14 protein-coding genes and 1 pseudogene are annotated in these 22,260 nt (G+C 66.4%); 6 read left to right on the top strand and 9 right to left on the bottom strand.

What is annotated here, in order from left to right:
- Nucleotides 1-261 precede the first annotated feature (261 nt).
- The 4 genes from HL653_RS20885 to HL653_RS20870 all read right to left on the bottom strand — a co-directional run bounded on the left by HL653_RS20885 (nucleotide 262) and on the right by HL653_RS20870 (nucleotide 6,218).
- On the bottom strand, nucleotides 262-1,230 hold the full coding sequence (locus HL653_RS20885) for a FecR family protein (RefSeq protein ID WP_171746203.1): 969 nt from the start codon (nucleotides 1,228-1,230) through the stop codon (nucleotides 262-264).
- Nucleotides 1,231-1,312: 82 nt separating this feature from the next.
- The gene (locus HL653_RS20880; protein WP_171746202.1) at nucleotides 1,313-1,900 is read right to left on the bottom strand and encodes an RNA polymerase sigma factor; all 588 of its coding nucleotides are present in this window, start codon (nucleotides 1,898-1,900) and stop codon (nucleotides 1,313-1,315) included.
- A 124-nt stretch (nucleotides 1,901-2,024) separates the two neighbouring features.
- Nucleotides 2,025-4,967, bottom strand: a complete 2,943-nt coding sequence (locus HL653_RS20875; RefSeq protein ID WP_171746201.1) for a TonB-dependent receptor — start codon at nucleotides 4,965-4,967, stop codon at nucleotides 2,025-2,027.
- A gap of 198 nt (nucleotides 4,968-5,165) precedes the next feature.
- Nucleotides 5,166-6,218 carry a LysR substrate-binding domain-containing protein gene (locus tag HL653_RS20870; protein ID WP_171746200.1) on the bottom strand — a complete coding sequence of 351 codons (1,053 nt, stop codon included), beginning with the start codon at nucleotides 6,216-6,218 and terminating at the stop codon, nucleotides 5,166-5,168.
- Between the two features lie 137 nt (nucleotides 6,219-6,355).
- On the opposite strand from HL653_RS20870, the gene HL653_RS20865 reads away from it, so the two are divergent.
- The 4 genes from HL653_RS20865 to HL653_RS20850 all read left to right on the top strand — a co-directional run bounded on the left by HL653_RS20865 (nucleotide 6,356) and on the right by HL653_RS20850 (nucleotide 11,495).
- Nucleotides 6,356-7,201, top strand: coding sequence for a metallophosphoesterase (locus HL653_RS20865; RefSeq protein WP_171746199.1), 846 nt, complete (start codon nucleotides 6,356-6,358; stop codon nucleotides 7,199-7,201).
- The gene (locus tag HL653_RS20860) at nucleotides 7,194-8,492 is read left to right on the top strand and encodes an MFS transporter (protein WP_171746198.1); all 1,299 of its coding nucleotides are present in this window, start codon (nucleotides 7,194-7,196) and stop codon (nucleotides 8,490-8,492) included. The genes HL653_RS20865 and HL653_RS20860 overlap by 8 nt, the downstream gene beginning before the upstream one ends.
- A gap of 88 nt (nucleotides 8,493-8,580) precedes the next feature.
- On the top strand, nucleotides 8,581-10,857 hold the full coding sequence (locus HL653_RS20855; protein WP_171746197.1) for a TonB-dependent siderophore receptor: 2,277 nt from the start codon (nucleotides 8,581-8,583) through the stop codon (nucleotides 10,855-10,857).
- Between the two features lie 17 nt (nucleotides 10,858-10,874).
- The gene (locus tag HL653_RS20850; protein WP_171746196.1) at nucleotides 10,875-11,495 is read left to right on the top strand and encodes a histidine phosphatase family protein; all 621 of its coding nucleotides are present in this window, start codon (nucleotides 10,875-10,877) and stop codon (nucleotides 11,493-11,495) included.
- Between the two features lie 115 nt (nucleotides 11,496-11,610).
- Here HL653_RS20850 and HL653_RS20845 read toward each other — a convergent pair whose 3' ends face one another.
- From HL653_RS20845 to HL653_RS20835, 3 genes and pseudogenes are all read right to left on the bottom strand, one after another.
- Nucleotides 11,611-11,874: a hypothetical protein gene (locus tag HL653_RS20845; RefSeq protein WP_171746195.1), complete on the bottom strand. Its 264-nt coding sequence runs from the start codon at nucleotides 11,872-11,874 to the stop codon at nucleotides 11,611-11,613.
- Between the two features lie 65 nt (nucleotides 11,875-11,939).
- Nucleotides 11,940-12,932, bottom strand: a pseudogene (locus tag HL653_RS20840) (MFS transporter); the annotation flags it as partial.
- Between the two features lie 71 nt (nucleotides 12,933-13,003).
- Entirely contained in the window at nucleotides 13,004-14,230 is a 1,227-nt protein-coding gene (locus HL653_RS20835) for a TetR family transcriptional regulator (RefSeq protein WP_171746194.1), read from the bottom strand.
- A gap of 171 nt (nucleotides 14,231-14,401) precedes the next feature.
- On the opposite strand from HL653_RS20835, the gene HL653_RS20830 reads away from it, so the two are divergent.
- Both HL653_RS20830 and HL653_RS20825 read left to right on the top strand, forming a co-directional pair.
- On the top strand, nucleotides 14,402-16,705 hold the full coding sequence (locus HL653_RS20830) for a TonB-dependent receptor (protein ID WP_171746193.1): 2,304 nt from the start codon (nucleotides 14,402-14,404) through the stop codon (nucleotides 16,703-16,705).
- Nucleotides 16,706-16,719: 14 nt separating this feature from the next.
- Nucleotides 16,720-17,595, top strand: coding sequence for a tyrosine-protein phosphatase (locus HL653_RS20825; protein ID WP_171746192.1), 876 nt, complete (start codon nucleotides 16,720-16,722; stop codon nucleotides 17,593-17,595).
- A 160-nt stretch (nucleotides 17,596-17,755) separates the two neighbouring features.
- Here the strand turns inward: HL653_RS20825 and HL653_RS20820 are convergent, their stop codons facing one another.
- Nucleotides 17,756-19,876: a hypothetical protein gene (locus tag HL653_RS20820; RefSeq protein ID WP_253717214.1), complete on the bottom strand. Its 2,121-nt coding sequence runs from the start codon at nucleotides 19,874-19,876 to the stop codon at nucleotides 17,756-17,758.
- 137 nt (nucleotides 19,877-20,013) lie between these two features.
- The gene (locus HL653_RS20815) at nucleotides 20,014-22,224 is read right to left on the bottom strand and encodes a TonB-dependent siderophore receptor (RefSeq protein WP_253717213.1); all 2,211 of its coding nucleotides are present in this window, start codon (nucleotides 22,222-22,224) and stop codon (nucleotides 20,014-20,016) included.
- Nucleotides 22,225-22,260: the final 36 nt, after the last annotated feature.

Genomic DNA, 22,260 nt, shown 5'->3' with positions numbered 1-22,260 from the left:
GCATGGATCTGGTCCAGCGCGCCTGCCGAAACGGTAAAATGCCGGCTACCCGAGCGAAGGAATGAACGAACGTCCGGCCCCCGGCGAGTGCGTTTGAGTCTGTGAATATCGGATTATGGGTCTTCTCAAGTGAACAACGACATATTGTTCAAAAACGCCGCCTGAACGTCATGCAGGCATCTATCGTGCATCACGGCAACGAGGCACGAAACTTGGCGCAATCTGCTGCGCAGCCTCGCCGTATCATTGGCAGCAGGCGGTTCAGTGGTGCAGCAATACCGCAGTTGGGGTGCGTACAGCGTGAATATTATAATTGGCCTTGAGCGCTGCGAGAAACTCGTCGGTGCTGCTCGATCGATACCGACCGCCGAGATGGACGGACGCTAGGCTGGCGTCAGCCAGCTGGATCGGAACGGGCAGGTAGCGATTATATTCGGCGATAGCCTCGGCCAGCGATTGCCCGTTGAACAGGAGTTCGTCGCGCTGCCAGGCGGCCAAGGCGTGAAGATCGGCGAATGCGATCGGCGCGATTTTTTCCTCTCGATCCGTCAGGACTAGCTGCCGGCCACGGGCGACCGTCAGTGACTTGCCGAAGCGTTCGAGCCGGGCCTCGCCCGACAGGGGGACCAACCGGATCCGGTCTTCCGCGTGGCGGCGCACGTTGAAATGCCCAGCAGCAAGATGGATTTTATTGCCGTCGGCCTGCAGTATGCACGGGGTTGTTTCGCCCTCCAGCGCTATGGAGCATTCCCCACGATCGAGCGCGATTTCAAAGCCGCCGCCGGTTTGCCACCAGCGCAGGCGGCTATCCGTATTGAGATCTACCGACGCGCGTGAGCCGATATAGAAGCGGCGCCGCTCACCGATTGCCGTTTCCACGACATGGGCCTCGGTGCGCTTGGTCAACAGCACGCCGCCGCCCACGGCTGCCGCCGCAACAAAGGTGGCCGCGCGCAACAGAGCGCGCCGGTCGACCCTCGATGCGTGCGTCTCCGGCGCAGGAGACGAGGCGGCTTGGGCATCCTGTGGAGACGGCTCGCTCATTGCAGGGTCGCGCAGCCGATCGAGCGTGCGCCACGTGTGCTCAAGGCGGATGAAAGCGAGGGCATGGGCCGGTTTGCTGCGCCATGCCTCGAACGCAGCCCGATCGGCGGTGCCCGCATCCAGGGCCGCCAGCCACGCGGCTGCCTCCGTCTCGATCTTTGGGGCTGGCGTCATCACATCCTTCACGTGTCGGAACCCTGCCTGATTCCGGGCACGATTCAAACGATGATTGGCAGCGGCAAAACCGCCATGGCCGGTCCAAAAAATTTCAAATGTGCGACAGGCTCTGGCGCGGCGCGCTTTCGGGCGTCGCGGCCTCGTCCATTTCGGCCGGCGTGGCGATCGCGTCGATGTCCCGCGCCTGTGCCAGCAGCATCAGGCCGCGCGCGAGATGCTTCTCGACAGTCGAGAGGCTGATGCCGAGCCGCTCGGCGATCATGCGCGGAGGGCAGTCCTCGAACTTGCGGAGCAGGATCACGCGGCGGCAGGCGGGCGGCAATCGATCGATCGCGGCCCGCAGCCGCGCCAGTTCCTCGCGCCCGGCGCAGATCTGGAAACTGCCGGGGGCAGGGTCGGCCCGCTCATTTTCCAGCGCGGTCAATTGGCGAAACGGGACGATGCGCGCACGGCGGAGGCGCTGGAGCGCGTTGTTCCGCATCATTCGGGCGGCATAAGCGGCGGGGTTCGCGATCTGCTCCCACGCGTCCAACTGCAGGATCTGGGTGTAGACTTCGTGGACGAGATCGCGCGCGTCCTCGTCCACGCCGGTCCAGCGGCGCGCCTGCTGCAGAAGAACGGGTTCGTGCGGGAGGATCGCCTCCGCGAACCATGCGTCGATGGGACGCAGCCAGGACATCGGAATGAAGCGCCTTGCCGGAGAGAATGTCACGTCTGGCTAGGACGATTCTGATACATGATTGTGACAATCGGCCTGCGAAAAAAGCTCCTCCCGACAAAGAGTTGCCGGGAGGAGTAGAGCGTTAGCGCTTGGAAACTTCCGGCTTCAGGACGAGACCGAACCAGACCGTGCGGCCGACCGGATATCGGGTCTGCAGCAGCTCGCGTTTCTGGCCCAGATGCGCCTCGAACGCGGTGTTGGTGAGGTTCTGCACCTGCGCCGTCACCTGCAGCCAGCGGGTGACATAATAGCTGGCCTGCAGATCGAGCTGGTCGCGCGAGTCCGTCCAGATGTCGCGCCATGTAAAGCTGCTGTCGACGGACAATGGCGAGGCGCCGATCCGATTGAAGGCGAGGCGCAGGTTCACCGGCCCTTCGGTGTAGAAGATCTGCGCGTTGTAGATATGATCGGGCTGGTTGAAGAGCGCGCCGATCCGGCGGGTGGCGCCGTTCGACATCTGGAAATCGAAATGGCCATCGAGCCAGGTGGCGTTCACCGCCACGCCCAGATTGGCGAGCCGGCCGGGGAGGAAGTCCAGCCGATCCTTGATGATCTGCACCTCGGCGCCCTTCACCATCGCCGACGACGCGTTGAGCGGCTGCGAGATGGTGGTCGGCACGTTCGTCTGCCCCATATAGGAAGCGGTCGTCGTGGTCGTGGTGCGGGTGAAGATCTCGTCCTTGATGTCCTTGTAGAACAAGGCGGCCGAGATCAGCCCGCCGGCGCCGAGATAATATTCGCCCGACACGTCGTAATTCCACGCGCGACGCGGCTTCAGATCGGGATTGCCCTGGCTGATGTTGAGCGTGGCACCGTCATAGCTGGTCGTGGTCGCCGCGCCATATTGGCCGTAATCGGGGCGGCCGATGGTCTCGCTGATCCCGGCGCGCAGCTTCAGCCGCCCCGTCGTGTTCCAGGTCGCCATGCCCGAGGGGAGCCAATAGCTGTAACCGCGATTACGCTCTTGGAACGGATAACTGGTCGTACCGCCGGTAACGGTCTTGTTCAGATAGCCGATCTTCACGCGCGTATCGTCGTAGCGGACACCCGCCTGGACCGCGACAGCGTCGCTGCGCCAGCCGATCTGACCATAGCCCGCCGTAATCGATTCCCGCAGCTGATAGAAAGCGGCATTGTTGTCCGACGTGTGATCGACCTGCCGGAAATAATCGAGATGGTCATAGAGCACGGCCCGCGCTTTCGCCGGGTCGATCAGATAGAATTTGATGCCGGGGGCGAGCAGCGGCGTCAGCACCGTCGGTTGCGAATATTGGTCGAGATTACCGATCAGCAACGCCGATGCTGGATCCTTGGCCAGCCATTCGCGGGAGATCAGCGTGCTGTCGACGTGCGTCAGCGTCTGGTTGATGCCGGCATTGAGGCCTAGCCCGCGCGAGTTCGCGTCGAAATTCCATGCGATGTCACCCCGCGCGGATCGGACCGTGTTCTTGATCTCGGAATCCAGATTGCGCCAGTAACGGGGTTGATAGTTGCTCGCCAATGCGGCCGCGGGAGCGTTGTTGAGCGTGATGGACGGGGTGCCGTTCGTGTTCACATAGCCATAGCCATAATCGGCAAGATTGGTGGTGCTACCGGTCACCTCGTTCATCCCGGTGTTCCACTTGTACATCCATCGGTCTTCGACGCGGCGCGCCTGGGAATCGGAGACCGCCGCCGTCAGCTTCAGATTGTCGGTGACGTCGTAATGGGCGTCACCGTTGATGAACCAGGTGCTTCGCGTGACCGGCTGGGTGACCACGCCCAGCTGATAATTGCCGGTGCGAAGCGTGCCGCTGTCGATCGTGGGGCCGGGCGTATAGGCGGCGGCGGGCAAAGCCAGCGCCTCGTAGCGATTTTCGGTGGTCAGCTCGTGATAATAGCCGCCGAACAGCGACGCACCGAAACGGTCGCCCGCCCGATATTCCAGCTTGGCGTTCACACTGTAGCGCTCGCGCTTGTCCGTGAACGCATAGTCCTGGACGCGGACGGGCACGGCGCGGCCGGTGGAGTTGGAGATGTCGCCGGTCTGGGCGCCGGCGGCTGTGTAGTAGGTCCAGCCCCCGCCGCCCGTGTCGCCCGGCAGGCTCGCCAGCGCCGATGTCTGGATGCGCTGATATTCGCCCGAGACGACGAGGCCGAACTGCTTCTCGGCCCCGAACAGATACGCCGCGGTGCCGCTCGCGCGGATGTTGGCGCGATCAGCGGGGGCGACCTTGCCGTCGCGCGAGGTCCACCCGCCCAATGCCTGCGCGGTCACGAAATTGCCGGTGTCGAACGCGCTCTTGGTGGTCAGGTTGATCTGGCCGCCCAGCGCGTGGGGATCATATTGCGAGGTGACGGTCTTGATCGCCTGGATCTCGCTGACCAGTGAGGCGGGCAGCATCGCGAGTTGGGCACCACGATAGCTGCTGTCGGCGCTGGCGATCTGCGCGCCGTCGACGGTGACGAGATTGTAGCGCGCGTCGAGGCCGCGGATCGTGACATATTGGTAATTGTCACGCGAGCGGCTGGAATCCCGCTCCGGGATCACCGAGATGCCGGGGATGCGGCGCGAGGCTTCGACGATGTTGACGTCGGGCAACTGGCTCACTTCGTCCTGGCTGACCGCGTCGAGGATCTGCGTGCTGTCGCGCTTGGACGCGAGCGCGCGCCGGTTCGATAGCCGATACCCCGTGACGACGGTTTCGTCGCCGCTGGCGGTCGCCCCCTGGACGAGGCGGATATGATCGTCGCCGATCTCGGAGATGACGAGGCCGCTGCCCGTGATCAGCTGGCGGATCGCAGCAGAAGCCGGCATCCGGCCTTTGACGGCAGGTGCCCGCCGCCCGGCGATCGGCTCGTAGGGAAAGGAGATTTGCAGACTTGCCTGCTGACCCGCCTCATTGAGCGCGGTGCCGAGATCGGAGGCCGGGATGTTGAAATCGATCGCGGCGGATTCAGCCGCTGGCGCGACCGGAGCGGCCATCGCCGGCATGGAAAGAGAGGCGCCGCTCGACAGGAGCAGCAGCGTCAAACGTCGGATCATTATCGCCCATCCCCAAGCAAGGGGGCCTGAAAATCTGCCCCTGCCCGTCCCGATGTTTGGCGATCGGAAAACCGCCATAGCTTGTTGCGGCGTGCGGCAGACTGGCGGGGGCACCTCGTCCAGTGCTGCCGCCGTGTGATCGGCTCAGCGTGTCGCAACGCGGTTCGTTACGACAACTCCCCACTATCTGTTCGACAGCTACGCCGGGATGCGGGCTGCTCTCCCGCCTTCCATATGCCCGGGCAGGGGCCTGTCGTATGCGATTTGCCCGTCGCGTTGCAGAGGATCCGGTCTGCCGTTTGCGGCGTCGGGATCGCCGGCTCGATCGGATGATCCAACCCACATTTCGAATTGCGACAGCGACATCGCGATCTGATCCCGGAGCCAGCGGACGAATATTTTCACGGGCGCGCGCCGCTCGATCTCTGCCGTCGCATAGAAGACGCTATAGTCGAAGCCGATCGGGACGGCCGGCCCGAAAGCGGGAAGCAGGCGCCGGTCGGCCACGAACCGTTCGGAAATCAACGGCACGGCCAGGGTGAGGCCGAGGCCACTCGCCGCCGCTTCATAGGTGAGTTGCGTCGTTTCGAACCGCGTCGCCGGTTGCGGAAGCCGACCGTCGAGCCCCATTCCCGTCAGCCAGCCTTGCCAGAAATGTTCGGGCACCTTGGTGGCGAGGATGCGATGCTCGCCAAGCTCGCGGACCGATGCGGGCGGGGTGCGGCCGTCGGCCAGCCGGGGGGCGGAGGCCAGCACGGCGGACAGATCGATCAGCCGTTCGCGTGGCAAGTCTTCCTCGTGCGGGCGACCACCCCAGATGGCGAGGTCTGCCTGACCGGAGCGAAGCGCCTGCGCGTCGCGGCCGATCGACAGGTCGATCTCGATGCCGTGCGCGCGAAACAGATCCGGCAGGCGCGGCACCAGCCAGCCGACCGCGAAGCTGTGCGAGGTCATCAGCCGCAACGTGCGGCTGCCGGCCTGATCGCGCAGGCCCACCGTCGCCCGGCGGATCGTGTCCATCGCCGGCGCGATCTCCGCGAAATAGCGCGCGCCCGCATCCGTCAGCTGCACCACCGCGCCCGATCGATCGAACAAGGCCACGCCGACGAAGCTTTCCAGCAGCTGGATACGACGCGAGAAAGCGGAGGGGCTCAGCGCCAGCTCGTCGGCGGCCGCCCGGAAGGACACGGCGCGCGCGGCGAGCAGAAAGGCTTCGGTCGCTTCCAGCGGCGGTGTCTGGCGGCGCAACATTCCCTCCTGTCGAAAGACGATACTCTAGACAGGGATTGTCACACTTTCGGGACAGGTCTGCGCCTGTTGCTCGCCACGCAAGGCGCGTTGCGGGTCTTGGGATTGGAGGTGTCGTCGGCGCGGTGCAGGTCGGGCCGATGCAGATCGCCCTTATCTCCGACACCCATCTCACCCCCGTCGCGCCGGCCTTCGACGCCAATCTCGCCGCCGCCCGACGTTGGATTGCCGAACGCGGCATCGGCCTGACCGTGCATCTCGGCGATATCACCGCCGATGGCGCGGTCGATCCGGCGCAGGTCGATCACGCCCGCGCGATGCTGACCGATTGGCCGGGCGACCTCCGCGTGCTGCCCGGCAATCACGACATCGGCGACAATCCCGGCCCGCACGATCACCCGCCCGTCACCCGCGAACGGCTGGATCGTCATGCCGCCGCATTCGGGCCGGATCGCTGGGCGATGGCCGCCGCAGGCTGGACGCTGATCGGCCTCGATGCGCAATTGTTCGGCCAAGGGGCGGACGAGGAGCGGGCGCAGGATGCCTGGCTGGAGGGCATCGTCGCGAAGGCATCCGGGCCGATCGGCCTCTTTCTGCACAAGCCGCTCTTCCGCGACGGCACCGCCGACCGGAGCCTGCACCACCGCTATGTGCCGCCGGACGCGGGCGTCGCCCTGCTGCGGCGGCTCGGCGAAGGGCTGCGCTTCGTCGTCTCCGGCCACACGCATCAGACGCGGCAGCTTCACATAGGCGGGATAGAGCATCTCTGGGTGCCCTCGACTGCCTTCATCCTGCCGGATGCGATGCAGGATACGGTGGGGGTCAAGGACGTGGGAATGGCCGTAGTGACGCTGGAACAGGGGGCGCACCGTTTCGAACTGGTGCAGCCGGAGGGCATGGTTCGTCACGATCTGGCCGATCATGCCGATGTCTATCCCGACTATGCGGATCAATTGCGGGCGATGGCGGGCCGCCGGCATGACTGAGCGGACCGCATCGTCGAACAGCAACGCTTATCGCTGGTATGCGCTGGGCGTCCTGATCCTCGCTTATGTGCTGGCCTTCGTCGATCGGCAGATCCTCAATCTGCTGGTGCAGCCGATCAAGCGTGATCTCGGGCTCAGCGATATCGAGATCAGCCTGCTGCAGGGCCTGTCCTTCGCGCTCTTCCTCTCGGTCGGCGGCCTGCCGATCGGGCGGCTGATCGACACGCGCCCGCGCACGCGGCTGCTGGGCGTGGGGGTCGCCGTCTGGAGCCTGGCGAGCGCGGGGTGCGGGCTGGCGCGCGGCTATGGACAATTGCTGCTGTGCCGGATCGGCGTGGGAGTGGGGGAGGCGACGATGACGCCCTCCGCTTATTCGCTGATCGGGGATTATTTCCCGGTACGACGGCAGGGGCTGGCGATGGGGCTCTACAGCGTCGGCGCCTATGTCGGGGCGGGGTTGGCGCTGGTCATCGGCGCGGCGGTCGCGTCGCGCGTTCCGGCGGAGGCGGTGGTGCCACTGGTGGGGACGATGCACGGCTGGCAGCTCGTCTTCCTGCTCGTCGGCGCGCCGGGCCTGCTGGTGGCCCTCTGGGTGGCGAGCCTGCGCGAACCCGTCCGCAGCGGGGCTCAGCCGCACGTATCCCTGCGCGAGGCTCTGGCCTGGTTCCGCGTGCGCAGTCGGCCGCTGATCCTCGTCAACCTCGGCGTCGCCTTCGCGGCGATGGCGATGTACGGCCTGTCCGCCTGGGCGGCGACCTTCTTCCTGCGCCGCTACGGGATGACGGCGGCCGATGCCGGGCGGACGCTCGGCTTCATCGTGATGGCGGCGGGCGGTACGGGGACGCTCGCGGCCGGTCTGCTCGGCGATCGCCTGACCGCTGCGGGGAGATCCGACGGGCGGCTGCGCGTGATGATTGCGGGGGCGATGCTGGCGATGCCGTTCGCGGTGGCGGCGCCGCTCGCCGGCAGCGCGCCTCTCTCGTTCGCCCTGCTCGTGCCGACCTTCCTGTTCCTGACGCTGGCGATCGGCTCCGGACCGGCCACGCTCCAGCAGATCACGCCGTCGCGGATGCGGGGAATGCAGCATGCGCTGGCCGTGCTGGCGGTGAACCTGATCGGTCTCGGCCTCGGCCCTACGGCGGTGGCGTTGCTGACCGATCGGCTGCTGCACGACGAGGCGCGGCTGGGCGAAGCGCTGGCCATCGCATTGCCGGTCGCGCTGGCCGTCTCGTGCCTGTGCGGGCTCGCCGCGCGGGCGCCCTATCGCCGCGCCGTCGCCGACGTTGCGTGACGCACAACAAGGCTGCGAACCTCCGCGATACCGGCTCGTGCCCCAGCCCCTCTACACGGTGGCGACAGCCTCAGAATCGGGATCCATCATGACCTTCTCTCTGCGCGCGATCGCTCTCGCCGGCGCCACTCTCGCTTCGCCCGCTTTCGCTCAGGATGCGCCGGCATCGGACGATTCGATCGTCGTCCTCGGCACCCGCACGGCAGGCCGTCCGGCGACAGACTCCCCGGCGCCCGTCGACGTCTATAGCGGCGAGGATCTGATGGCGCGGGGGATGACCGATCTGCCGCGCGCGCTGCAATTCATCGCGCCGTCGTTCAACTATCCGCGTTCGGCGACGGCGCCGTCCGCCGCGAACACCCGCGCCGCCACGCTGCGGGGCCTCTCGCCCGACGAGGTGCTGGTGCTGGTCAACGGCAAACGCTGGCATGCCTCTTCCGTCATCAACTTCAACAACGTGATCGGGCGCGGATCGGCGCCGATCGATCTGGCCACGATCCCGCTCGCGGCCATCGCCCGGATCGAGGTGCTGCGCGATGGCGCCGCCGCCCAATATGGCTCGGATGCGATTGCGGGCGTGATCAACATCGTCCTCAAGTCCGATGCGAGCGGCGGCAGCGCCACGGCGCAGGCCGGGAGGACGGGCGCGGGCGACGGCGCGCTCTATGTGGCGACCGTCAACAAGGGGCTGAAACTCGGCGCCCACGGCAGCCTCAATTTGACGGCCGAGCTGCGCTCGCAATCGCCCACCAACCGCGTCGCGGTCGACAGCCGCTATGGCCGGATCACCGGCGAGCAGGGCGATCCAGACGCGATGGACATCAACACAGCGCTGAACGCCCGCTACGATCTCGGCGGCGTCGAACTGTATGGCGATGCGACCTATTCCCATCGCCGCTCGACCAGCCCGGCCCAGTTCCGCGCGCCGGGCATCTCGGTCCTCTATCCGAACGGCTTCATCCCCCACATCCGCCTCAATCAGGACGATGCGGGCGGCACGTTCGGCCTGCGCGGTGCGATCGGTGGCTGGAAGTGGGATCTGAGCGACACGATCGGCTATAACGACGCGCAGTTCCTCGCGAAGGATACGGCGAACACCTCGCTCGGCGCGGCCAGCCCGACGCGGTTCGACGCGGGCGGCGCGCGCTATTTCCAGAATGTCGCCAACCTCACGCTGAGCCGTCCGTTCGCGCTGCTGGCCGGCGCGAATGTCGCGGTGGGCGTCGAACATCGCCACGAACATTATTCGATCCGGTCGGGCGAGGCGGCGTCGTTCACGGGAGCAGGGGCTCAAGGCTTTCCGGGCTTCAACCCGCCGAGCCCGGTCAGCCTCTCGCGCAACGCCGTCAGCGCCTTTCTCGATGCTGAGCTGAAGCCCGTCACCATCGTCACCCTGGGCGGCGCGGTGCGCTACGAACATTATAGCGATTTCGGCAGCGCCGTGACCGGAAAGGTCAGCGCGCTGGTGAAGCCTGCGTCGTTCATCGCCTTGCGCGCGACGGGATCGACCGGCTTCCGCGCACCCTCGCTTCAGCAGAGCGGCTTCAGCACCGTCACCAGCCAGTCGAGCGGTGGCGTCCTCGTCAACGTGGGCACGTTCGCGGTGGACGATCCGGTCGCTCGCGCCCTCGGCGCGCAATCGCTGAAGCGGGAGAAATCGCGCAGCATCAGCGGTGGCGTCGTGCTGACGCCCGGACATGGCTTCACGCTGACCGCCGACGTCTTCCATATCAAGATCGACGATCGCATCGCGCTCAGCGACACGCTCAGCGGCGCGGCCGTCACCGCCGTGCTGCGAACCGCGGGCATCACCAATGCCAGCCAGGTCCGCTTCTTCACCAATGCGCTGGATACCACCACCGACGGCTATGAGATCGTCGCGGGCTGGCGCGGGCGGATCGCGCAAGGCGCGCGCCTGTCGCTGAATGCGGGCTATGCGCGGGCGAAGACGGATGTCGACCGGCTCGCCGCCAACACCGTCGTGCCGGCGCTGCCGCTGCTGGGCACGATGGCGCTCGATCTGCTGACCACCGCCCAGCCGCGCGACAAGGTGACGGGATCGGCGCGGCTCGATCTGGGGCCGCTCGCGCTGAATGCCGATGTCGTCCGCTTCGGCCGCTTCAAGGCGATCTCGCTCGTGCAGGAGCAGGTCTTCTCGGCTGTGACGACGGTGGATCTGGTGGCGGACGTGAAGGTGGGCCGCCGCTTCACGTTCGGGGTAGGCGTACTCAATCTCGGCAATGTCGCACCCGACCGGATCGTGGATCGCGCGCTCAGCCAGGGGGGCAGCTATCAATATCCGGAGGTCGGGGGTATCGGCACGAACGGTCGCGAATTCTTCGCCCGCGCCTCGATGGCGCTCTGACAGGAAAAGCCGGTTCGATGCGGATCACGATCGCCCGCCATGCCGAGACGGTCTACAATGCGGGCGGCCGCATGCAGGGTCATATGGGGCACACGCCGCTGACCCGCGCCGGCATTGCGCAAGCCGAGGCGATGGGGGTGGCGCTGGCGGCCGACGAAGGGCTGAGTCCGGATTGCGACATCTGGGCGTCGCCCTCGGGCAGGACGCTGCAGACCGCCGCGATCATCGCCGAGCATCTCGGCCGCGACTTCTTCGACATCCGCACCGATCCGCGCCTGCTGGAGATCGATGTCGGTGCCTGGCAGGGACGGCTCTACAAGGATGTCGTGGCCGAGATCGGGCCGATCCATTGTCCCGACCGGCATATCTTCTCGGTGCGCCCGCCCGAAGGCGAATGGTATCCAGAGATCGCCGCGCGGCTCCGCTCGTGGGTCGCGGACCTCGCGCCGGACCGGGACGTGCTGGTGATCAGCCACGGCGTGACGCTGCGTGTGCTGCGCGGGCTGCTGGCCGGGGGTGCTCCGTTCGAGGGCGTCGATCTGGCCGACGACGCGCCCCAGGGCACGATCTTCCGCATCGAGGGCGGCGAGCAGACCGTGCTTCATGTCGGTACCGGGCGGTTGCCGAAAGCGGCCTAGCCGTTCTGACCATCGCCTGTTGAGGCGCTGTGCGCCTGATCCCGACTTTTCCGAGCTCTCAGCAAACCTGGAAAGCGACGAACGGGCAACGGATGCGCCGGCCGCGGTGCCTTGGTCAGGCCGGCCGCCTGTGACCGGCCAGCTTTGCAAGCGATCTGTTTTCGTGCGCCAGAAGAAGCAGGCTGCAGATGGCGCCGAGGCAGGCCGGGACGGTGAAGACCAGGCGCATCGCATCGTCGAACGGAGCGCCGCTGCCGGGGGCGGCACCGAGCAGCGCCGGTATCCACAAAACCAGCCCCGCGCCCAGGCTGAACGAGATGCGAAGCGTGACGTTGAAGGCCGAATAATGGGTGGCCGAACTGTTGTGGCCGGAGTCCATCGCGCTCCCGCCAGATCGGCCACCATCGCGCGGAGGAACAGGAAGTCCACGCCCCAGCAGGCATAGCGGACGGCGAGCAACGCGAGGCCGATCGTCGCCGCGCCGGGCGGCACGATCAGCACCAGCGCCATCGCGCCGGCCTGCACGACGAGCGCGATCGCCAGCGCGCGCCGCTTGCCGATCCGGGCACCGGTCCAGGCCCAGGCCGGCAACGACATCAACGCGATCAGGGCCTGGATCAACAGCAATGTGCTGGCCCAGCCGCGCAGGCCGAGCGGTCCTTCGACGAAGAATATGAAGGAGCCCGAACCGGTCGCCTCGGTCAGCCCCGCCAACGCGTAGAGCGATGCGATCCGCGCGAAGCTGGGATGGCGGAGCAGCTCTCTTATTCCGTCCAGCATGCTCCGCTGGGGGGCATCTTGCTGCGATACCGTCTCCGGTTCGGGGATCACGCGGAGCACCCACGCGATGATGATCGGCGCGAGCAGCAGGATCGCGGCGCCCATCGCGCGCATCTGCATCGTCCGGTCGGCGGCGATCGTGCGCTCGAGCAGACTCGGGAGAAAGACCACCAGCGGCGTGGCCAGCGCACCGAACCATGTCTTGACCGCGATCACGCGCAATCGCTCCCGGGGCGTGCGGCCGACTTCCAGCCCCCAGCCGCCATGTGGCGTCACCACCATCGTATAGCCGGCGTGCAGCAGCACCGCCCAGATGGCCAGAACGCCCAGTGAGGCGCCCGGCGGCGCCAGAAAAACGCCTGCCGATCCCGCCATGATCAGCGGCACGCCCGCCGCCATCCACGGTTTGCGGCGGCCGAAGCGGGTTGGCCAGCGATCGCTCGCCCAGCCGACGAACAGATCGAAGCCGACATCGAACAAGCGGATCGCCGCCAGCAATGTGCCCGCCGCCGCCAGTCCGAAGCCGAGCGGTCCGGTGAGGAAGGCGGGCAGATAGGTGCGCCACGGAATCTCGATCGCCTGAATCAGCAGAATAGGCAGCGAAAAGATCGCCAACCGGCCCCAGCCGAGTCGTCTTTCTGTCTCGCTCGCTGCCACAGGCCCGGTTCCCGCCGGCCGCAGTGTTGCGGCCCGGCAGCCTTTTCGCAATTTTCTGTGACAGGCGCCTTTCAGGCGTTTCGGCGCAGCATTCCGATGAGCGTCGCCACGGTTTGCTCGACGCGCCGACGGGCCTCATCCTCCGACGTGCCGAGGCAGGCCTGGCGCATGCCCGAAGCGACAGCCGAGAGCAAAGCGTGATCGAGTGGCGATCCGGTGCGCCCGCCGCCGGCGATCGCGGGAAGCAACACGCCGCTCGTCCGGCCGCGCATGTAGCGAAGCTGGGGGATGAAACTGGCGAGCGAAGGATCGCGCGCGACGGCCAGCAGGAGTTCGTCGAGCGAGGGCAGGGGCTTTTCGTCGCGCTGGAAGCCCAGCAGCAGGCCGATCAGTTCGTCATCGCTGACGTCCAGCGGCTGCGGCGTCAGCGTGTCGCTGCCCGACACCCGCCGATAGACCATCTCGAACGCGGCGCGGACCAGATCGGCACTGGTCCGGACATTGTGTGACACGACTCCCAGCGTCAGCCCCGCCTCGGCCGCGACCGCCCGATGCGTCAGGGCGGACAGGCCTTCGCGCAGAAGGATGGTCGCGGCGGCCTCGGCGATGCGCCCCGAAAGCTCGCCCTGCACCGGCAGGCTCGGCATCGTCCGCGCCGCTTCCTCGCGCGCGGCGCGGCGCCAGGGGCCTTCCTCGGCGAGTTCTCCTTCGAGCCAGCGGCTCCATCCGGCGCAGAGATCGTGCAGCGCCGCGCAATCGATCGCGCGATGCCAGCGGATCAGGTGGAACAGGCTCTCATTGTAGAAGAAGAAGGCGGTCAGTTCCCCGAAGCGGGATCGGCCGCACCGGTCGCAGACGGTCTGCCAGAAAGAGGACCAGAGCGCGCGCCAGGCCTCCATCTCGGCCATGAAACTGGGTTCGCGCGCGGCCGCCAGCGCGCATTCCCGCCAGGCGAAGGCGAGGCGGCGTTGCCGCTCGGTCCAGTCGTCGATCAGCACGGCGAGGAGGGCGGGAAAGGCGCTCGGCGGCAGCCAGCCGGCGACGGCCAACGAGTCCAGATGCTTGGCGCACCAGCGTTCGGCTTCCAATCGCGCATGGGCCTGCGCACTCAGATACAAGTGTTCCAGATTTCCGAAGTGGTGATAGAGGCTGGAGACGGGGACGCCGGCCTCCGTCGTCAACGAGCGGGCGGAGATCGCGCTGGATCCGCGATACTCCCACTGCGTAAGCACGGCTTCGATCAGCTTTTGTGCCGAGCCTTCGCTCTCTTTTCTGCCTTCACTGCCCTGCCCGAGCATATGGTTTCCCTGATCCGATCTCTGTCGGCTTGGTGGCCGAAACCTTTCGATGATGGCTCATACAAACATTCCATGACGATAAAAAGTAAACAAGACGAACGTAACAGGAGTGCCATACAAACGTTCTAATCGGCCCTCGAAACATTCCGCGACTCACCTCAGGGGGCTACCATGATGATCGATTTCCGCCGGGGCACGGGCTTGCCCGCGCTCGCTGCCGCGCTCTTGTTTGCAGCGTCGACGCCCGCGCTCGCGGCAGCCGCCGCGGATGCCGCACCTGCACCGGACGCGGCGGCGGCGGCCGATTCCGATGGCCTCAACGACATCGTCGTGACCGCGCAGAAGCGCGAAACCAATCTGCAGCGCACGCCGATCGCCATCGCCGTTCTCGGCGGTGACGATCTGGCCAACCGCCATGTTCTGTCGCTCACCGATCTCGGTGACGGCTCGATCCCGTCGCTGCGCGTGGCGCCCTTCTTCGCGCGCAAGTCCGCGCTGGTCGTCAACATCCGCGGCGTCGGCGCGCTGGGCGATGCCAACCAGCCCGCGCGTGAGCAGGGCGCGGGCGTCTATCTCAACGGCGTCTATCTCGGCCGCGCGCAGGGCCTGGGCGCGGCGCTCTATGATGTCGAGCGGATCGAGGTTCTGAAGGGGCCGCAGGGCACCCTGTTCGGTCGCAACACCGAAGGCGGCGCGATCAGCATCGTCACCAAGAAGCCGAGCGGCGAATTCCACTTCGACGGCACGGCCGGCGTCAGCAATTTCGGCGGCTATGAAGGCGCCATGCACGTCGATCTGCCCGCCGTCGGCAATATCGCGGTGAAGGTGGACGGCCTCGTCCAGAAGCGAAGCGGCACGATCAAGAACCCGATGGCGGGGCAGGAGGATTTCAACGGCTATGATCGCCGGGGCGGCCACATCGCCGCGCGCTGGCAGCCGTCGGCCGATTTCAGCGCGACCTATGAATTCGATATCTCGCGCGACGGGACCACGCCCTATCTGGTCGAGCTGGTTTCGCGCGGATCGCTGACGCCGGCACCGATCATGCAGCCGACGCCCTATCGGCTGGATACCGCGCAGGTCGGCGTGCCGCTGCAGCAGAGCGTTGGCCACACGCACGGCCATATGCTCAACCTGGAATGGCATCTGGACGATCGCTTCCAGCTGAAGTCGATCAGCTCCTATCGCAAGCTCGATCAGTCGCAATATGACAATGGCGCCTCGGTGCTGTCGGTCTATGCGCCGAATGCCAATTTCGCCCGCAACAGCCTCGCCAATTTCTACCAGCATCAATATAGCGAGGAGCTGCAGTTCCTCGGCGATCTCGGCAATGTCAATTTCGTCAGCGGCCTGTTCTATTATCACGAGCGCGTTCGCGACAATGCGTGGTCGCCGAACACGCTGAAGTTCAATGCGGATGGCACCGGCTATACCGTGTTGTCCACGCCGGGCATCGCCCAGTCGCCCTTCCCGGATCGCGCCAGCATCGCCAAGACCGACAGCGCCGCCGTCTTCGGTCAGGCGACCTGGACGCCGCCCGTGTGGGACGAGCGCCTCCACCTGACGGCGGGCGGACGCTATTCGCACGACAAGAAGGATGGCGAACTGTATCTGATCAACGGCTTCACGCCGGTGGTGAATGGCGTGACCGGCGCCTTGCCGATGCACGTGAAGTCGAACCGGGTCGATCCGCTCGTCAATATCGCGCTGGATCTGACGCGGACCGTCCATGTCTATGGCAAGTGGAGCACCGGCTATCGCGCGGCCGGCGCCAATTCGCGCTCGCTCACCTATCGCGCTTTCGGCCCGGAATCGGTGTCCGAATTCGAGATCGGCGCCAAGACCGAGTTCCTCGATCGTCGCGTCCGCCTGAACGTCGCCGCCTATACCGGCCAGTACAAGAATGTTCAGATCGACTTCAACGCGCTGATCCCGGGCGCCAATCGCACCACGCTGGAGACGACCAACGCCAATGGCAATGGCCGGATCAAGGGCTTCGAGGCCGACATCACGGTGGCGCCGCTGCCCGGTCTCACGCTGAACGGCAGCTATGCCTACACCTCGGTCCGCCTGCCCGAGGCGCCCAATCCGTTCGTGACGGGCAATCCTCTGGTGCCGGTCTATCCCGTCTATACGCCGAAGAACGCGCTCAGCGGCGCGATCGATTATAGCCTGCCGGTGGGCGGTGCCGGCACCCGCATCGTCGCGCATCTCGATGCCAATGCCGCAGGGCGCCAATATACGACGTCATCGGATCCGACGAAGAGCGACAAATCGTTCACCGTCAACGGGCGCCTGTCGCTGGCCGATATCCGGATGAACGATGGCGGCGCGAAGCTCCAGGTTTCGGTCTGGGCGCGCAACCTGTTCAACAACGACTTCATGTTTCTCAAGAACTTCAGCTCGGCTCTGGGCACCTACGCCATCTACAACGAGGCGCGCACCTATGGGCTTGAGGGCCGTCTGACCTTCTGATCGGGATATCATCCATGCGCTTCACCTCTCTTCTCGCGCTGCCGCTGGCGGCGATCGGGCTCTCTTCGGCGGCCTTCACGGCCGCAGCCCTCCAGCCGGCGCCGGCCGCGTCGGCGGAAGGCTCGCACGAGCGGGCGTTGCCGCTGCAGGGCGGCCAGAATTTCCGCGATCTTGGCGGTTATCGCACCGCCGATGGCCGCACCGTCCGCTGGGGCGTGCTGTACCGCTCCGGATCGATGCATTTCCTGACGCCGGCCGATTACGCCTATCTCCAGAAGCTCGGCATTCGCACCGTCTGCGATTTCCGCTCGACCGACGAACGGCAGAGCGAGCCTTCGAACTGGCCGGCCAAGGGCGCGCCGCATGTCCTGGCCGACGATTATGCGATGGCCGATCTGACCGGCGGCATCGGCTTCAAGCCGGGCGCGATGCCCACGGCCGAAAATGCCAAGGCGACGATGGCCGCGACCTATCCCCAGATGCTGGTGCGCTTCAACAGCCAGTATCGGCGGATGTTCGGTGAATTGCTCGCCGGGCGCGTGCCGCTCGCGTTCAACTGCTCGGCCGGCAAAGACCGGACGGGCGTCGCCGCCGCGCTGATCCTGAGCGCGCTCGGCGTGCCGCATGATACGGTGGTGGAGGATTATCTGCTCACCAATCGCTACTTCGATCCGCAGAAGGTGATCCGCAGTCCGGCGACGACCTCGACCGAATGGCTGAAACTGCCGCCCGACGTGCTGCGCGCCTATATGACTGCGGATCGCGCCTATATCGAGGCCGCGCTCAAGGTGGTGGAGAGCCATGCCGGCGGCACCGAAGGCTATTTCCGCGACGAGATGGGGCTGACCAAGGCGGACCTGACGAAGCTGCGGTCTCTCTACACTCGCTAGAGCGGCTGCGGAATGGGCGGAGGCCGCTGCCGCCTCGGACGGCGCGGTCGGTAAGGCCTGGGAAGCGGTTGTCGATCTTCGTTATCGATCGATAACCGCCCCTTTCAGTACGCCGAGCCGTCAAACAGTGCGCTCGGGATCAGGCCATGAGGCGCCGGGCTCATTGGCCCAGGCGCCCGGTACTGGCGGGATCGTCGTGCCAGCGGACGTAGAGGCTCTTGCCGGCGGGCCTCGGCACCTGGATCGCATTGCCGGGATAGCCATCCGGAACGCTGGCGGCATTTTCGAAGCCCGGCGTCGCCGAAACCGATCCGATCAGGAAGAGATTCTCCCCCGAAAGCTCGCAGGCCGGCGCGGCCTGATCCTCCGGGCACCGCAATTGCTGGATCGTGGGAAGGCGTACCAGCGTGCCGATGGGGAGCCAGTCGCCCGGCACGCCATCATGCACCACCCGTGCGCGCAGCGGCCCGAACGCGGACGAGCCGAGCATGGCCGCCGGCTGGATCGTGGCGATCGCGACCCGCGGGTCGGCGATCGTCAGACCCTTGGCGACGGTGAGCAGGGCGGAGGCATCGCTGCCGCCGGCCGAGATCTCCACGGTTTCGTGGCTGGTGAACCGCATTCCGTCCGCCGCGCGAAGCGAGATGCGGAGCGTGGCGTCTGCGGGCACCTGATCGTTCCCGTCCAGCAGGATCGGGACCGGCGTGGTCTGCGGCGGGCGTTCGAGATGGCGGGCGATGACAGTGGCGGAGAAACGGGCCGGTTGCGGGGCGCCGGCCATCACGATCTTGTCGGGATCGAAACCCGCAGGGCCGCGGACGACGATCGCAGCGCCCGCGCGTCGATCATCCCCCAGCGCGACCGTGATCCGATCCGGCGCGAGCCGCTTCCAGTTGACGACCCGGCCATTGTCGTCCCCGATTTCGACCCGCGTGACGCAGGCGGCGGCCCCGCCGACCAGCTCGACATTGCCGTCCCGCCGCGCCGGATCCGCGCCGGATGCCAAGCGCCATGTGCCGGCACGGGCGGGCTGGAGGCGGATGCCGGGGCCGTCGAACGGCTGGAAGCCCCAGAGGCCGTGGATCGTCGCCTTGATCGGGGCCTTTAGGTCCATCGGTATCTTGCCGCCCGTCTTCACGACCAGGCCGCCGCGCTCGACGTCCGGAACGGCGGGCAGATCGAGAGCGCCTCCGTCCGGCATTGCGACGCGCAGGCTCAGATCGTGCGCGTAGTGGGTCGCATAGACGAGCGGGGCGCCGGCGATCGGCAGCAGAATTTCGTCCGCCTGCGCGCAGACCGACAGATCGGGCTCCGCGATTTCGAGCGGCGGTATCCGGACGGGCGCGACGATCGGGAGCGCCGCCACCAGCACCGACTTGGGATTGTGGAAGGACGGGGCGGCGTTGAGCACCATCCTCATCGCATCGCCGTCGAGCGTCGCGAGCGCGGGGATATATTGATATTTGGCGGTGTGGATCGAGCCGAACAGGCCGATGATGTCGCGCACGGCGGCAATGTAGGGACTGTAATAGCCTAGACCGCCCTGCGGCGTCGCGCTCAGCTGCAGCGCGAGATCGACGCCGGGCCCGGAGAGCGCATCGGTGATCGCATTGGTGTGGCCGTCATTGAGGACGAGCGAGTCCTGATTCTGCAGCAGGCAGGAGGCCTGAAGCTCGGGCGATTTCGTCAGGCAATCGGCATTGACCTTGATCTGCAGGCTGCGCGCGAGAAGCGGCGTGATCCGTTCCAGCCGATCCGGATCCCCTGCGATCGGCTTGCGCACCGCCACCAGAAACGTGTCCAGTCGCCGACGATCCAGCGAGGCCTGGGCCAGATCCTGCGCGGCCCGCACGAAGGCGCCGGGTTTGCCCTGCACGGCGTTGCGGAGCGTCGGGAAGTCGCCGCCCGTCTCCGGTGCGAGAAACAGCATGACCTGTTGCGCGCCTTCGGGAACGACCAGCGATACGCCCTTGCGCCCCTTCTTCGACCAGGTTTCGGACTGCGAGAACCATTTGTCCGGCGGCGGATTGGTGGAGCCGCGCAGGAATGCCGTGACGAGCAGGTAATGCGCGGACTGATCCTTCGGGAGATCGGCGCGAACCGCGATCGTGTCGCCCGCCGCCAGCTGCGGCACCTGATCGATCGGCAGCGTCTGCCCGTCATGCGTCACCATCACGCGCAGGACGGGCCCGGCCAGATCGAAAGGCGCGACTTCGGCCGCTCCCACGCTGGACGGGAGGCTGGCGAGCAGGGCGGCGGACAGGAAAAGACGGCGCATCATCGGAGTGATACGCGGCGCGACCTGAACCGATCCCGTCGCGCTCTCCGATTGCCGCCTGATTTCCGCGCATCCGCCGTCGGGGGCTACCCGTTGACGGGCGGGGCTGCCCGCCACCCGCTCCACCACCGACAATCAGGCTACAGGTCGATCGAGGCCGACAGCTTGTAGGTGCGGGGAGCGCCCTGGAGCAGATCGGGCCGCGAATTGTCGAACGCGGAGGCCCAATAGCGTTTGTTCGCCACGTTATCGACGCCCGCGCGCAGCGTAAGTGGCATGTCCTTCACCAGCAGGACATAGCGTGCCCCGAGATCGAACCGGGTCCAGCTCGGCAGCGACAGCGTGTTGCTATTGTTGGCCGGCTGCTCGCCGGTGTGGACCACACGGCTGGTCAGCGTGAGAGCCGGGATGAACGGCACATCCCATTCAACGTTTCCGTTGATCAGATAGTCGGGCACGCCGGCCACCTTGTTGCCCTCGTTGAGGCCGTTCGTCTGGCGGCGCAGGCGAGCGTCGATGACGGAGCCGCCGGTGATGATGCGCACGCCCTTCACCGGCTCCGCCTGGACGCTGAGTTCGATGCCCTTGTTGCGCTGGCGGCCGGACGCCACGAAGCGGGCCGAGTTGGCGGGGGTCGCGACGGGCTCCAGGATCTGGGTCGCCCGCTCGGTGGTAAAGAAGGCCAGGCTGGCGGTGACCTTGTCGAACGTCAGCTTGCCGCCGACCTCATATTGCTTCGACTTGTAGGGCGGCAGCACCTCGCCGACGTTGACGATGTTGAAGCCGCCGCTCATCGCCGGGGCTGCCGCGCCCTGCACCAGCGCCTCGATGCGGTTCGCATAGAGCGATACATGCTCGACCGGCTTCACCACGAGGCCGACGACCGGGGTGATCGCGTCCTTGCGATATTCGGCGGAGAGTTGCCCTGCGGCAATGTTGCGCAAAGGGATGGCGCTTGAGGCGTAGGTCTTCACGTCGATCTGCTGGAGGCGAAGGCCGCCGGTCAGCAGGATGCGATCGTCCCAGACGCCGATCGTGTCCGACGCGAAGGCGCTCGTCAGGCGCGTGCGCGAGATCGGGAAGGGATCGGCCATGTTGCCGCCGCGCGAGGAGACCGCGCTCGGCTTCGGGACCACGACAGGATTGTAGATGTTATTGGTGACCGGGGAGACCGCATAGAATTCGAAGGCGTTGCGGTTCACGAGCCAGTTCATCGACCCGCCGATGTTGAATTCGTGAGTCACCCCGCCGGCGGCGAGCTTCACGCGCAGGCCGGCTTGCGCGGCTTCGTTATTGTCGGTGCGGGGGATGAGCGATCCCGAGACGGACGCCGCGCCCGTCGTCGCGTTGAGCAGGGAGAGCGTGCTGTAGAAGCCGTTTTCGGAACCGTCGCGCGCGCCGAAGGCGGCATAGACCATCGCATTGTCCGACAGATCATATTCGGCGCGGAACTGGCCGTAAATGTCGCGCAGGTTGGTGAAGTAATAAGGCTGGCCGTAATTGGTGCTCGCCTTCGGCACGCGCGGGATCACGGTGATCGCGGCCGGCAGCGTCAGCTTGGGGCGGAGCTGGTTCACGCGCACCTTCTGGTAGGCGAGATCCAGCGAGAGGCGCAGCGGGCCGTTATTGTAGTCGATCGCGCCGCCGAGCAGATAGGCGCTGCGGAATTCGTCATCGATGCCCACGTCGCCGCGCCGGGCCGCGCCATTGACGCGCACCCCCCATTCGCCGCCGGCGCCGAAGCGGCGGCTGACATCGAAGCTGCCGCCGAAGTGCGCGCTGGAGGTGTAGTTCGCGGTCAGCCGGGTCAGCGGCGTTTTGCCCGCGCGTTTGGGAAGGAGGTTGACGCTGCCGCCGATGCCGGTGCCGCCCGGAGCGGCGCCGTTGAGGAAGGCGCTCGATCCGTTGAGCACCTGGACAGAATCATAGAGTTCGGGCGCGATCAGCTGGCGAGGGGTGATACCATAGAGGCCATCGAACCCGATATCGTCGCCCGCCAGCGCGAAGCCACGGATCACGAACTGCTCGGCGGCATTGCCGAAGCCGTAGCTGGTGCGGATCGACGGATCGTTATCGAGCACCTGGCCGAGCGTCTGGGGCTGCTGGTTCAGGATCAGCGCGGAATTGTAGCTCTTGACCGCGAACGGCACGTCCTCGGCCGGCTTGTCGCCGAGGACGCCGATCTTGCCCGCGTGCGTCACGCCGGTCTGGTTCGCTTTCTGCGCGGTCACGAGGATTTCCTCCTCGCGTCCTTCGGAGTTCGCGGCCTGCGCGTAAGCCGGAAAGGCCAGGGCCAGAGCGGAGGTGCCGATCGTAAGGCCCAGGGCGATGCGGCGACGGCTATGGATCACAGATAAGTCCCTTTTTTGGGCACGCGGTGGCCGCGC

Origin of the sequence: Sphingomonas sp. AP4-R1, assembly GCF_013113735.1 — a bacterium.
Lineage (GTDB): Bacteria > Pseudomonadota > Alphaproteobacteria > Sphingomonadales > Sphingomonadaceae > Sphingomonas_I.
Note: the sequence above shows the minus strand (reverse complement) of the source record. Positions and strands in the feature narration are given on the sequence as shown.

Excerpts from the sequence above, each read along its gene's own strand:
- HL653_RS20880 (WP_171746202.1), bottom strand. The coding sequence starts at position 1,900 with ATGTCCTGGCTGCGTCCCATCGACGCATGGTTCGCGGAGGCGATCCTC.
- HL653_RS20875 (WP_171746201.1), bottom strand. The coding sequence starts at position 4,967 with ATGATCCGACGTTTGACGCTGCTGCTCCTGTCGAGCGGCGCCTCTCTT.
- HL653_RS20870 (WP_171746200.1), bottom strand. The coding sequence starts at position 6,218 with ATGTTGCGCCGCCAGACACCGCCGCTGGAAGCGACCGAAGCCTTTCTG.
- HL653_RS20865 (WP_171746199.1), top strand. The coding sequence starts at position 6,356 with ATGCAGATCGCCCTTATCTCCGACACCCATCTCACCCCCGTCGCGCCG.
- HL653_RS20860 (WP_171746198.1), top strand. The coding sequence starts at position 7,194 with ATGACTGAGCGGACCGCATCGTCGAACAGCAACGCTTATCGCTGGTAT.
- HL653_RS20855 (WP_171746197.1), top strand. The coding sequence starts at position 8,581 with ATGACCTTCTCTCTGCGCGCGATCGCTCTCGCCGGCGCCACTCTCGCT.
- HL653_RS20850 (WP_171746196.1), top strand. The coding sequence starts at position 10,875 with ATGCGGATCACGATCGCCCGCCATGCCGAGACGGTCTACAATGCGGGC.
- HL653_RS20845 (WP_171746195.1), bottom strand. The coding sequence starts at position 11,874 with ATGGACTCCGGCCACAACAGTTCGGCCACCCATTATTCGGCCTTCAAC.
- HL653_RS20835 (WP_171746194.1), bottom strand. The coding sequence starts at position 14,230 with ATGCTCGGGCAGGGCAGTGAAGGCAGAAAAGAGAGCGAAGGCTCGGCA.
- HL653_RS20830 (WP_171746193.1), top strand. The coding sequence starts at position 14,402 with ATGATGATCGATTTCCGCCGGGGCACGGGCTTGCCCGCGCTCGCTGCC.
- HL653_RS20825 (WP_171746192.1), top strand. The coding sequence starts at position 16,720 with ATGCGCTTCACCTCTCTTCTCGCGCTGCCGCTGGCGGCGATCGGGCTC.
- HL653_RS20820 (WP_253717214.1), bottom strand. The coding sequence starts at position 19,876 with ATGATGCGCCGTCTTTTCCTGTCCGCCGCCCTGCTCGCCAGCCTCCCG.